Source organism: Pseudomonas sp. NPDC089401 (genome assembly GCF_044749485.1).
Classification (GTDB): Bacteria; Pseudomonadota; Gammaproteobacteria; order Pseudomonadales; family Pseudomonadaceae; genus Aquipseudomonas.
Window position 1 is genome coordinate 99,198 of record NZ_JBIVIA010000010.1, and the last position, 12,047, is coordinate 111,244.

General features: G+C 65.4%; 12 protein-coding genes. 8 read left to right on the top strand and 4 right to left on the bottom strand.

What is annotated here, in order from left to right; translation table 11 throughout:
* Positions 1-22: 22 nt before the first annotated feature.
* Positions 23-844 (top strand): ATPase, encoded by an 822-nt coding sequence (locus ACIP21_RS21750; RefSeq protein WP_400691902.1) that lies wholly within the window; start codon positions 23-25, stop codon positions 842-844.
* A 123-nt stretch (positions 845-967) separates the two neighbouring features.
* Here the strand turns inward: ACIP21_RS21750 and ACIP21_RS21755 are convergent, their stop codons facing one another.
* Both ACIP21_RS21755 and ACIP21_RS21760 read right to left on the bottom strand, forming a co-directional pair.
* Positions 968-2,017 (bottom strand): alkene reductase, encoded by a 1,050-nt coding sequence (locus ACIP21_RS21755; RefSeq protein WP_400691905.1) that lies wholly within the window; start codon positions 2,015-2,017, stop codon positions 968-970.
* 17 nt (positions 2,018-2,034) lie between these two features.
* A complete protein-coding gene (locus ACIP21_RS21760) occupies positions 2,035-2,337 on the bottom strand; it encodes an ArsR/SmtB family transcription factor (protein WP_400691908.1) in 303 nt (100 codons plus the stop codon).
* A 143-nt stretch (positions 2,338-2,480) separates the two neighbouring features.
* Here ACIP21_RS21760 and ACIP21_RS21765 point away from each other — a divergent pair, with 143 nt between their 5' ends.
* Both ACIP21_RS21765 and ACIP21_RS21770 read left to right on the top strand, forming a co-directional pair.
* Entirely contained in the window at positions 2,481-3,056 is a 576-nt protein-coding gene (locus tag ACIP21_RS21765) for an ACP phosphodiesterase (protein WP_400691911.1), read from the top strand.
* A 211-nt stretch (positions 3,057-3,267) separates the two neighbouring features.
* A complete protein-coding gene (locus ACIP21_RS21770) occupies positions 3,268-6,105 on the top strand; it encodes a C1 family peptidase (RefSeq protein ID WP_400691914.1) in 2,838 nt (945 codons plus the stop codon).
* 48 nt (positions 6,106-6,153) lie between these two features.
* On the opposite strand, the gene ACIP21_RS21775 is transcribed toward ACIP21_RS21770, so the two are convergent.
* Together ACIP21_RS21775 and olsB are read right to left on the bottom strand one after the other, a co-directional pair.
* Positions 6,154-6,942, bottom strand: a complete 789-nt coding sequence (locus ACIP21_RS21775) for a lysophospholipid acyltransferase family protein (RefSeq protein ID WP_400691917.1) — start codon at positions 6,940-6,942, stop codon at positions 6,154-6,156.
* Positions 6,942-7,697 carry an L-ornithine N(alpha)-acyltransferase gene (gene olsB / locus ACIP21_RS21780; protein ID WP_400691919.1) on the bottom strand — a complete coding sequence of 252 codons (756 nt, stop codon included), beginning with the start codon at positions 7,695-7,697 and terminating at the stop codon, positions 6,942-6,944. Before olsB ends, ACIP21_RS21775 begins: the two co-directional genes overlap by 1 nt.
* Positions 7,698-7,844: 147 nt before the next feature.
* On the opposite strand from olsB, the gene ACIP21_RS21785 reads away from it, so the two are divergent.
* From ACIP21_RS21785 to ACIP21_RS21805, 5 genes are all read left to right on the top strand, one after another.
* Positions 7,845-8,732, top strand: a complete 888-nt coding sequence (locus ACIP21_RS21785) for an acyl-CoA dehydrogenase (RefSeq protein ID WP_400691922.1) — start codon at positions 7,845-7,847, stop codon at positions 8,730-8,732.
* A gap of 151 nt (positions 8,733-8,883) precedes the next feature.
* Complete coding sequence (locus tag ACIP21_RS21790; RefSeq protein WP_400691925.1) at positions 8,884-9,963, top strand: serine hydrolase domain-containing protein; 1,080 nt, start codon at positions 8,884-8,886, stop codon at positions 9,961-9,963.
* Positions 9,960-10,256: an amidase gene (locus ACIP21_RS21795; RefSeq protein WP_400691928.1), complete on the top strand. Its 297-nt coding sequence runs from the start codon at positions 9,960-9,962 to the stop codon at positions 10,254-10,256. The genes ACIP21_RS21790 and ACIP21_RS21795 overlap by 4 nt, the downstream gene beginning before the upstream one ends.
* Positions 10,257-10,300: 44 nt before the next feature.
* Positions 10,301-10,882: a YceI family protein gene (locus ACIP21_RS21800; RefSeq protein WP_400691931.1), complete on the top strand. Its 582-nt coding sequence runs from the start codon at positions 10,301-10,303 to the stop codon at positions 10,880-10,882.
* A 1-nt stretch (position 10,883) separates the two neighbouring features.
* The gene (locus ACIP21_RS21805) at positions 10,884-12,041 is read left to right on the top strand and encodes a phosphatidylserine/phosphatidylglycerophosphate/cardiolipin synthase family protein (RefSeq protein WP_400691934.1); all 1,158 of its coding nucleotides are present in this window, start codon (positions 10,884-10,886) and stop codon (positions 12,039-12,041) included.
* Positions 12,042-12,047: the final 6 nt, after the last annotated feature.

Genomic DNA, 12,047 nt, shown 5'->3' on the forward strand with positions numbered 1-12,047 from the left:
ACCACCGCGGTTGAAGCCACCTATGCGTAACGATGCCCACGACGATTTCGATGATGTGCCCACCCTGCGGGCCGGTACCCCCGATGACGACGAGCTGCTGCCCGCCCATGTTTCGCGCAGCCGCAAGAAGGCGGCCAGGCCGGGCAGCACCGGCCCGCTGTGGGCGTTGCTGGGCGCATCGTTCATCGCCCTGGCGGGCCTGGGCTGGTGGAGCTTCCAGCAGATTTCGCTGATGGAGCAGCAACTGGTGGCCACCCAGGAAAGCTTTGCCCGCATCAGCGAGGACGCCGCCGGACGCTTGCAGGCGATCAGTGGCAAGGTCGCTGCCAGCGAGTCGAGCACCACCACCGGCAGCGAGGCGTTGAAGTTGCAGATTCGCCAGTTGCAGGCCAGCCTGGCCGAGCAGGGCAAGCAGCAGCAGGGCGTGGCCGGGCAGGCGGGAGACCTGGGCAAGCGCCTGGAGCAGGTGCTGGCCGATACCCGTGAGCAGCAGAAGGCCGTGACCGAATTGCAGACCCAGTTGCAGGCGCAATTGAAGGCCGTGAATGGCGAGCTCGCCGCGCTGAAGTCGGGACAGGTGGATGGCGGCAAGCTCGATGGCCAGTTCAAGAGCCTGAACGATGAAGTGGCGGCGTTGAAGAAGCAGGGTAATCAGAAGGCGGCGATCGACAGCCTCGAGCAGGATGTGCTGGTGCTCAAGACTCAGATGGAGAACCGCTCGGCGTCGTCGAGCGGGGCGACGGTGCAGGAGTTCGATGCTTTTCGGGGGCAGACCACGCGTAACCTGAACACCCTGCAGAACCAGATCCAGAACCTGCAACAGCAGATCAATGCTCGGCCTTGAGATCACCTGAGCCTTCTTCGCGGCGGTTCGGCGCCCCGACAAGCCCGCTCCCACAGGTACCGCGCCAACGCTGAAGGCTGCGCGGGCCCTGTGGGCGCGGGTTCACCCGCGAATGGCCTTTGCTCAGAGGCGGGGGTAATCGATGTACCCCACCGGCCCCTTGGCGTAGAAGGTTTCCGGATGTGTCTCGTTCAACGGCGCATCCGCCGCCAGCCGTGCCGGCAAATCCGGGTTGGCGATGAACGGCACGCCGAACGCCACCGCATCCGCCTTGCCCGCCGCCAACGCCGCATTGGCGCTGGCCTTGTCGAAGCGCTCGTTGACGATGTACGGCCCACCGAACGCTTGCTTGATCAGCGGCCCCAGGCTGTCGTCGGCTTCCTTCTCCCGCGAGCAGATGAAGGCGATGCCGCGCTTGCCCAGCTCGCGCGCCACGTAGGTGAAGGTTTCGGCACGGTCGGCGTCGCCCATGTCATGGGCATCGGCACGCGGTGCCAGGTGCACGCCGACGCGGCCGGCGCCCCATACCTCGATGGCCGCATCGGTGACTTCCAGCAGCAGGCGCGCACGGTTTTCCAGCGAGCCGCCGTAGCGGTCGTGGCGCTGGTTGGTGCTGCTCTGCAGGAACTGGTCGAGCAGGTAGCCGTTGGCACCGTGAATCTCCACGCCATCGAAACCGGCGGCCTTGGCGTTCTCGGCGCCACTGCGGTAGGCCTCGACGATGTCGGCAATTTCTTCGGTTTCCAGTGCGCGCGGGGTCGGGTAGTCGCTCAGCGGGCGCACCAGGCTGACGTGGCCCTTGGGCTGGATCGCGCTCGGCGCCACCGGCAGCTCGCCATTGAGGTAGCTGGGGTGGGAGACGCGGCCGACGTGCCACAGCTGCAGGAAGATGCGCCCACCGGCGCCGTGCACGGCCTGGGTGACGTTGTGCCAGCCACGCACCTGCTGGTCGTTCCAGATGCCGGGCGTGTCCGGGTAGCCGACGCCCATCGCCGTCACCGAAGTCGCCTCGCTGAGGATCAGCCCGGCGCTGGCGCGCTGCACGTAGTATTCGGCCATCAGCGCGTTGGGCACCCGGCCTTCGTCGGCGCGGCAGCGGGTCAGCGGGGCCATGATGATGCGGTTGGGCAGTTGCACGTCGCCCAGGGTGATCGGATCGAAAAGCGTGGTCATAACGGTTACCTGCCTGGTCAAAGCGCTTGGCGCAGTTGTTCGAGGAACGCCTGGATAGTGGCTTCGTCGCGTTTGAAGAAGTGCCACTGGCCGATCTTCTGGCTGCGGATCAGCCCGGCGCGCTGCAAGGTCGCCAGGTGGGCCGAGACGGTCGACTGCGAGAGGCCGCAGCGTTGGTCGATCTGCCCGGCACAGACACCGTTCTCGGTGCTGTGGTACTGGTCGGGAAATTGCGTTGCCGGGTCTTTCAGCCAGCTGAGGATTTCTCGCCTGACCGGGTGGGCCAGCGCTTTGATGATTTCGTCGAGATCGAGTGGCATGGGTGAGGCTCGTTGTGTATCGCGATGCAGCGAAATTTATATCGATGAATCGCGATATACAAATATGAAGAGGTTCTGAGCTGAGCACGAATCGCTATATCGCGTTATGACGATATAGATCGGGGCGGTGCTAGACTGCGTCCATGAACTACCTCGCACACCTGCACCTGGGCGGCCCGGCGCCGCAACAACTGCTCGGCAGCCTGTATGGCGATTTCGTCAAAGGCTCGCTGGAGGGGCGCTTTGCGCCTGAGCTGGAGGAGGCGATCCGGCTGCACCGGCGCATCGATTCCTACACCGACCAGCACCCGCTGGTACTGGCGGCGCTGGCGCGCTTTCCCCGTGAGCGGCGGCGCTTTGCCGGGATCGTTCTGGATGTGTTCTTCGACCATTGCCTGGCACGGCATTGGCGGGACTATGCCGAGCAACCGCTGGAGCAGTTCACGGGAGATTTCTACCGGGTGTTGCTGGCGGAGCCCGAATTGCCGGGGCGGTTGGCGCGGATTGCGCCATTCATGGCGGCGGACGACTGGCTGGGTGCGTATGGCGATTTCGCCACGTTGGAGCAGGTTTTCGGCGGGATTGGCCGGCGCTTGTCTCGGCCTGATGCCCTGCAGGGGGTAATGGGTGAGCTGGAGCGCCTTTACGATCCGCTTCTGGCTGATTTCCGTGCTTTCTATCCCGCCTTGCAGGCCTTTGCCGAAGCCGCGCGTCGCTAATCCAGCAGCAAACATTGTGCGCTAAAAGTTGTGGCTATAGTGATGAACAGGCTGCTGACCACCTGCTGCAACGAGGCGCTCGGCAAGCCAGGCGGCATGTGGCTCGCATGGAAGGATGTGGCTGAGTTGTCTGGGTTGTCGGTCGATGGCATTTCCGTGAGTGCACGACGTGCTGAGATCAATCGATCCGCAGGGAGTGGGAGACAGCACCATGACTCCAGTACTGATCAAGGGCCAGCAGGGGCCCGATGTTGCAAAGCTGCGCAAGGCATTGGCCAAGGCTTTAGGGGCGCAGGCAGGGCAATTTCCTAAATTGGCCACCGGCAAGACATTCGACGCGCAGACAGAAGCTGCGGTGCGTTACTGGCAAGCCGGTGTCGGCGTGATAGCCGATGGCATCGTCGGTGCCTACGGCCTTGAGCTTCTCGGGCTGTTGCCGCTGACGGTGCCAGCACTTGCGTTGCCACAGGTACAGCATCTGTTCCCGGCCACCAAGCCATCGAACGTGCGCCGTTATCTGCCTTATGTGGTCGCTGCACTGGAGGTCGCCGGTGTGAAAGGGCGACCGCTGCTGCTGACGGCATTGGCAATCATTCGCGCCGAGAGCGAGGGTTTCGTGCCCATCGCAGAACTGCCGTCGCAACTCAATACGCTTTCTGGACGAGCCGCATTCAGCCGCTACGAAGGTGTCAGCAAGCTGGGCAACAGCCAGCCTGGAGATGGTGCCCGTTTCCGCGGACGCGGTTATGTGCAATTGACCGGGCGAGCCGCTTACCAGCGGTGGGGCCAGCAGTTGGGGCTGGACCTGACTGCAGACCCGGACCTGGCCAACGCACCGGAGGTGGCGGCGGCCCTGCTGGCCTTGCACATCGCTGCGCAGGCGCCAGCCATAGGCGCCGCCCTGAAGGGCAAGGGCAAGGCCGCCAAGCCTGCTTACCCGGTGGCGCGCAAGCTGGTCAATGATAACGATCGTGGCCTGGACGGCTTCGTCAGCGTGTTTGAAACCGCCAACGGCATACCTGCCCCGAAGGTGGCGAGCAAGCCCGGGAAAACGGGTCTGTCCCGTCGCAATGCGACGAAGGACCCAGTGGATCTTCGCGATCGTGTGTACCAGCCGCCACCCGCCATGCTCCAGCGTTGCTACCCCGATAATGCGCAGGTCAGCCGTTACCTCAGTGGCTATACCCAGACAAAGCTGATTCTCGATCAAGGTGAAGAAGGGGCTTGCACGGGCTTTGGCCTGGCCTGCGTGATCAATTACCAACGCTGGCGCAGGGCGGACATGCCCAAGGCCGGCTTCGAATCAGTCAGCCCGCGCATGCTTTACGACTTCGCGCGCCGCTATGACGAATATGCCGGCGAGGATTACGACGGTTCCAGTTGCCGTGGCGCACTGAAGGGGTGGTTTCACCATGGGGTGTGCCTGGAGAAAGATTGGCCTTATCAGGCGCAAGGCATCGTGCAACCTCAGTTCGGTTATGCCGAGCGCGCCACCGAAAACACCTTGGGTGTCTACTACCGTATCGACGTCAGCACCATCACCGACTTGCAGGCCGCTATCCAGGAAGCGGGAGTGATTTACGTTTCTGCCTTCACCCACGATGGCTGGGACCTGCCAGAGTTGAAAAGAACACCCAAGCCTACCCACCAGAACCTGCCGCAGATCGAGTACGACGGCCATCCGTCAACAACGGATGGGCATGCCTTTGCCTTGGTCGGCTTCAACACGGTGGGTTTCATCGTGCAGAACTCCTGGGGCGCAGGATGGGGCAACGGTGGCTTTGCTGTCCTCACGTATGCCGACTGGCTCGCCAACGCAATGGATGCCTGGATCGCAGCGCTGGGCGTGCCGGGTGTCGTGCTTGGCCAGTTGGCCGCTGGCGGCCAGGCTAGCACCGGCAGGGCCGGGGTAAACAAGGGGTTGTGGTGGGACGAGCGAACGGCCTACCAACACAGTGTGGTGCTGGGCGACGATGGCCGAGTATCGCGCTACCTGACTCAGGATGAGCTGACCCGAACCCTGCAATATCAGGCCTGTGTCCTTCCAGACCAGTGGTTACGGGCCCAGTCGGGATCCATCAAACGCCTGGTGATCATCGTACATGGTGGCCTGAACAGCGAAGCGGTTGCGATAAAGCGTGCGCAGGCGATGGGCCGCTATTTCATGGGTAATGGTTGTTATCCGTTGTTCGTTGTCTGGAAAACCGGCTTGCTAGAGTCCCTGGGAGACATCCTGCGCAAGCACATGCCTGGAGGCGGGGATCGCGCAGGGGGGATGCTCGATGCGATCGGTGATGCCAGCGACGCGCTGCTGGAGCCAGTGATACGTCCACTGGCGAAGCCGATCTGGAGCGAAATGAAGCAGAATGCCGAGGCATCCACCTTGCCGACTCGTGGGGGCGATCATCTGGTCAGTGCGTTGCAGAATTTGCAACGCACCTGGGGTGAGAATCTGCAGATCCACCTGCTGGGCCACTCTGCCGGAGCGATCTTTATCGGCTGGCTGCTCGATGTGATGGCGGCGCGGCAGGTCATCGACAGCGTCAATTCGGTCCACCTCTACGCACCGGCTTGCACGGTCCAGTTCGCCAATCGCCACTACGCGCCCCATGAGCGGCTGATGAAGTCGCTGTACATGGATATTCTGTCCGACCAGAACGAGCGTGATGACAACACGGCGCTGATCTACCGCAAGTCGCTGCTGTACCTGGTGTCCAGTGCGCTGGAGCAAGACCTGCGCACACCGATTCTGGGGTTGATGAAGGTCCTTGATGCGGATTATCGTCGTTGGGATGGGTCGTCGGCCACGGCAGAGGCCTTGCGCAACTGGAGGGCGGCATTGCTCAAGGCTGGCTTGAAGGAGGGAGGCCGGCTGCGGGAGCTGGTCGACAGCAAAGTCGCTACCTACTCGGACAACAACAAGGCCGAGACCATCAGGGCCGCGCATGGCTGCTTCGACAATGCGCTGCAGATTGTCAGCCGAACGCTGGAACGCATCATCGACAAGCAACCCCTGATCATGCCGATCGATGACCTTCGCGGTTATTGAAACGGCGCCCGAGGGACGAGGCCCCTGCTCGGAGGCACGGGCCCGACCTCAGGCAGCTCGGGCGTGTCGTCGCGCCACCGGCAAGGCTTCTTCAACCCCGAACAGCGCCAGGTGAATCGCCTGCTGCGCCTGGAACGCCAGCGCCGCGCGTTCCTGCTCCACGCTGCTGATCGGCGCCAGCAGTTGAATGCACACTTCACCCCGCGGCTCGGCAAACAAGCGCAGCAGGTGCGACACCAGGTCATCATCGCCGATGAACGGCGCAATCGGGTCCGCCTGGCCATTGCGCAGGTATTGGATGGCCACTGGCTGCACCGCCACACCCTGGTCGATGGCGCCCGCCAGCAGTCGCCCATGGAAGGTTCGCAGCTGGCACCCGTCGGTGGTGGTGCCTTCGGGGAAGATCAACAATGGCCGGGCCTGGCCCAGTTGCTCGCTGATCGCTTCACGCAGCCGCTGGGCATCCCCACCACCCCGGCGGATGAACAGCGTACCGGCCTTCTCCGCCAGCCAGCCGGCCAGCGGCCAATGGCGCACTTCGGCCTTGGACAGAAACGACAGCGGCTGCAGCATGCCGAGCAGCGGGATGTCGGTCCATGACACGTGGTTGCTGACCCACAGCATCGGCCGCTGCGGCAGCTCGCCGAGCACCCGCACCTCGAAGGGCAGGGCGCCGACCAGGTACTTCATGAACCAGCAGGTCCAGCGCTGGCGCCGCTCCATCGGCGTCTGCAGGCCCAGGCGTTCGCCCACGGCGATGACGCTGGCCATGAGCATGCCCAGCAACAGCACCCCAAGCAGCCGGGCAAGGCGGGCGATGGCCCGCAGCTTGGGCATCAGACCGCCGCCTTGAAGTGGCGGGCGTAGCGCGGGCAGAGGTCGTCGCGCTTGAGCAGGATGAACACGTCGGCGACCTGGAAGTCTTCGTCCCAGCAAGGCTCGCCGCAGATCTTCGCGCCCAGGCGCATGTAGGCCTTGAGCAAGGGCGGCATCTCGGCGATGACGTTGTTCGGCAGGGCCAGGTTCGGCAGCGGGTTCTTCGGTTCGGCGCGCAGGTGTTCGGTGCACAGGTAGCGTTCGCGCAGGCGCTGCATGACCGCGTGGGCCTGCACGCCGCCATCCTGCATGGGGATGCTGGCGCAGCCCATCAGGTAGCTGTAACGGCCTTCGTTGAGCACTTCGGCCAGCTCGCCCCAGAGCACGGCGATGGTGCCACCGTTGCGGTAGTCGGCGGCGACGCAGGTGCGGCCCAGCTCGAGGATCGGGCCTTGCAGCTGCAGCAGGCCGTGCAGGCTGAATTCTTCTTCGCTGTAGAAGCGGCCCAGGCTGCTGGCGGCCTGGTGATCGAGCAGACGGGTGGTGGCCACCAGCTCGCCGGTGCTCAGGTCACGCACGCCGATATGACGGCAGTGCACGTCGTAGTCATCCATGTCCAGGCCCTGTTCGGCGCCTTTGAGCTTGGCTTTGAATTCCGCGCTGAACACCTTGTAGCGCAAGGCCTGGGCTTCCTGCAGGGCGGCAGCGCCGACCAGGCGTTCGGCTTGCAGACGGCGTTCAGTGCTGTTGTCGCCAGAGCGTGCGATCCGAGTCATTACGAGTCTCCATAAGCCAGCCATGAAGGGTTGCGGCCGGTCGGCTTTGTTGTGCAAAGTCAGCCTAGGTAGGCGCGGTGTCACCTCGGTGAATCTTTGGTGATGCTTGCGTGACACCCCCTTACAGCCCCCGACAGGAGCGCCCTGATGGCCTGGTTGCAACGAATCAACGACCCGCTCCGCCAGCCCCTGGCCGGCACCCTGGGCGAGACCTATGCCGCGCAGCTCGAGCGCCTGGGGGCCGTCACCCCGTTCGAGCTGGCGGTGCTTGGCGGCCGCGCCATGGCCACCCCGGGGCTGGCCTTCCTGGTCGGCTACCAGGCCGCCCTGCGCGTGCTCTGGCCCAGCGCCCCGGCCAGCCTGGGCGCGCTGTGCGCCACCGAGCGGCGCAGCGTGCGCCCGGCAGACATGCACACCCGGCTGCAAGCCCTGCGCTTGAGCGGCAGCAAGGATTTCGTCACGGCGGGGCTGGATGCCGAGTGGTTGTTGGTGGCGGCACGCGATGAAGGGCCAGGGGAGGCGCCACGCTTGAAACTGGCGGTGGTGTATCCGGGCGAGGCGGGCGTGACGCTGGAGGCCCTGCCGACCTTGCCGCTGATGCCTGAAGTGGGGCATGGGCGGTTGCAGCTGGAGCAAGCCGCCTGCGAGCTGTTGGCGGGGGATGGCTGGGACGCCTATGTCAAACCGTTCCGCTCGCTGGAGGATTTGTATGTGCTGGCGGCGCTGGTGGCCTGGTTGTACGGGGTAGGGCAGGAGTGCGGCTGGCCGCAGGAGTTGCGATTGCGCCTGCTGGGTGTACTGGCGGGATGTGCCGAGGGGAGCCGGCAGTGCGCCGACAGTGCCGGTTGCCATTTGCTGTTGGGGGGATTGTTCGCGCAGTTTCAGGATTTGCGTGGGGCCCTCGACCAGGCGCTGCTGGAGGGGCCGCGGCAGTGGGCGCAACTGTGGCAGCGCGACCAAGGGGTGCTGGCGCTGGCGGCGGCGGCGCGGGAGAAACGGTTGGCCAAGGCCTGGGGGGCTGCAGGATTGTCATGAAAGCCTGCAAGGCTGTGTGATCCTTTGGAGCCTGGGGCCGCTTTGCGGCCCTTTCGCGACACAAGGCCGCTCCTACAAAACACGCGCGTCCCTGTAGGAGCGGCCTTGTGTCGCGAAAGGGCTGCGAAGCAGCCCCCAGCAGGCGATGACAATGAAAGCATTGGTGATACTCGTCGCGATAGCCATGACCCCGGCCTGGGCCGAAGACTGGCCCGACCCCAGCTGGCCGGTCGACGACGCCACTGTCGACTGGCAAGCCGTCGACGCCTACGCCTTCCCTGAACGCAACACCACCGACCGCAGCGGCATCCGCACCGATGCCCTGCTGATCATTCGCGACGGCCGCATCCTCCACGAGCGTTACGCTGCCCCCACCACGGCCAACACCGCCCACCTCACCTGGTCGGTCAGCAAGAGCGTGCTGGCCACCGTGCTTGGCGTGGCCCAGGGCGAGGGCCGCTTCCAGCTGGAGGACCCGGCCGCGCGTTTCTACCCGCCCATGCAGGCTCACTCGCACGTGCGCCTGGCCGACCTGCTGCACTGGGCCAGCGGCCTGGCCTGGCAGGAGGACTACGAATACGCGCCGCTCAAGTCCTCGGTGGTGGCCATGCTCTACACCCGCGGCCGTGACGACATGGCGGCCTACACCGCCGCCCACGCCAGCGCGCACAAGCCCGGCGAGCATTTCCTCTATTCCAGCGGCGACAGCAACCTGCTGGCCGCGGCCCTGCGCGGCATGCTCGACGGCGCCCACTACGACAGCTACCCCTGGCAGGCGCTGTTCACCCCGCTGGGTATCGACAGCGCGGTCTGGGAACGCGACGGCAATGGCACCTTCGTCGGCTCTTCCTACCTCTACATGAGCGCCCGCGACCTGGCCCGCATCGGCCTGTTGATGCAGCGCGAGGGGCGTTGGCTCGACCGGCAACTATTGCCGGCCAGTTGGGTGGCCTTCAACCGCAGGCCCTTTACCCGGGCCGAGGCCCTGCCCGGTGAAGCCAACCCGGGCGGCCACTGGTGGCTGAACCAGCCGTTGCAGGGCCAGCCTTTGCCCTGGCCGGACGCCCCGGCTGGCACGTTTGCCGCGCTCGGCCATTGGGGCCAGGCGCTCTACATCGTCCCTGAGCGCAAGCTGGTGATCGTGCGCTATGCCGATGACCGCGACGGCAGCTACAGCCACAACGCGTTGCTCAAGCGCGTGCTGGCGGCACTGCCCAGGGAGGGCACATGAAGCGCCTGCTGTTGCTGGTCGTCGTCGCCTTGCTCGGCTGGGCCTGGCTGGAGCGTCAGGCACTGGCGGACTTCCCTGGCATCCTCTCGGCCTATTCGGCCAAGGAGTACTGTTCGTGCCGTTTCGTCATGGGCTTCGACCCGGCCTATTGCCGGGGTTATGTGAAACAGTGGCTGCCATTGAGCACGTTGCAGGAAGACGACACGCAGCGCCGGGTCACTGCCGCCGGCCTGGGCCAGCGTAGCCAGGCGGCCTGGCAGGGGCCCCAGGCCGGTTGCCGCTTGCTGCCGTGAGGGCGGGCGGGTAAGGTTGGCGGTCAAGCTTCACGAGACCTGCCATGTTCAAGCTGCCCCGTCTTCTGCCCGCCCTGCTGCTGGCCCTGTGCCTGCCCGCCCATGCCAACTGGCACCTCGATGGCGAGTCTTCACGCCTGTCGTTCGTCGCCGGCAAGAACGGCACCACCGCTGAGGTCCACCGCTTCCTGGTGCTGCATGGCAGCGTCGACCGCAAGGGCACGGCCGAACTGAGCATCGAGATGGACTCGCTCAGCAGCGGCATACCCCTGCGCGACGAGCAGATGCGCGACAACCTGTTCGAGGTCGAGCGCTTCCCTGACGCGACGGTGAAGGCGCAGCTCGACCTGCGGCCGATCAACGACCTGGCCAACGGCGCGCAGATCGAACTGCGCCTGCCGCTGACCGTGACCCTGCACGGCCAGTCCCACAGCTACAACGCCTTGCTCCTGGCCACCCGCCTGGACGAGCGCCGTTTCCAGGTGGTGACCCTCGAACCGCTGGTGCTGCGGGCCAACGATTACGGCCTGCTGCCGGGCCTGGAACGCCTGCGCAAGTTCGCCAAGCTGAAATCCATCAACCCGACGGTGCCGGTCAACGCGGTGCTGATCTTCAACGCCCGCTGACATGCCGGGGCCGGTCTTCCCCTGGCGGGATGGCAACCAGTTCGAGCTGCTGATCGACGGCCCCGAATTCTTTCCGCGCATGCTCCAGGCGATCGTGCGCGCCGAGTTCCAGGTCGACCTCGAGCTGTACCTGGTCGAGGCCGGGGCCTGCGCCGAGGCAGTGGTCGAGGCGCTGGAACAGGCGGCGCGGCGCGGCGTGCGGGTGCGCTGCCTGTTCGACGACTATGGTTCGCTGGCCTTCACCACGGCGTTGCGCCAGCGTCTGCTGGACGCTGGCGTCTACCTGCGCTGGTACAACCGCCTGCGCTGGAAGCGCGGCTTTCGCAACCTGTACCGCGACCATCGCAAGCTGCTGCTGGTGGACGAGCGCTGGGCGGCCGTCGGCGGTACCGGGGTAACCGACGAATTCTGGACGCCGGGCGAGGCGAGCAGCGACTGGCATGAAGTGATGGTGCAGCTCGAAGGCCCGGTGGTCAGCGACTGGCAGCTGCTGTTCGACCGCCAGTGGCACGCCAACAACCGCCGCACCGCTTGGCGCCCCGCCGAGGGCTTCGGCCTGGCGCGCCTGCCCAAGGCGCCGGTGCAGGGCCAGGGCATGGCGCGGGTGGCCTATGCCGACGCCCGCCAGCACCAGGACATCCTGCATTCGCTGGTGCGTGCGTTGAACAGCGGCAAGCAGCGGGTGTGGCTGGCCACGCCGTACTTCCTGCCGACCTGGAGCGTGCGCCGGTCATTGCGCCGGGCCGCCGGCAAGGGCCTGGACGTGCGCCTGCTGCTGACCGGCCCGCGCACCGACCACCCTTCGGTGCGTTATGCCGGCCATCGCTACTACCCGCGGCTGCTGCGCGCCGGGGTGCGCATTTTCGAGTACCAGCCGTGTTTCCTGCACCTGAAGATGGCGCTGGTGGACGACTGGGTCAGCGTCGGCTCGTGCAACTTCGACCACTGGAACCTGCGCTTCAACCTGGAAGCCAACATCGAGGCCCTGGACCCGCCACTGACCGCCGCCGTGGTGGCCAGCTTCGAGCGCGATTTCGCCCTCAGCCAGGAGATCGACCTCGACCACTGGAACGCCCGGCCCTTGTGGCGGCGGGTGAAGCAGCGGATCTGGGGCTGGCTGGACCGCCTGGTGGTGAACCTGCTCGACCGCCGCGACTGAGACCGG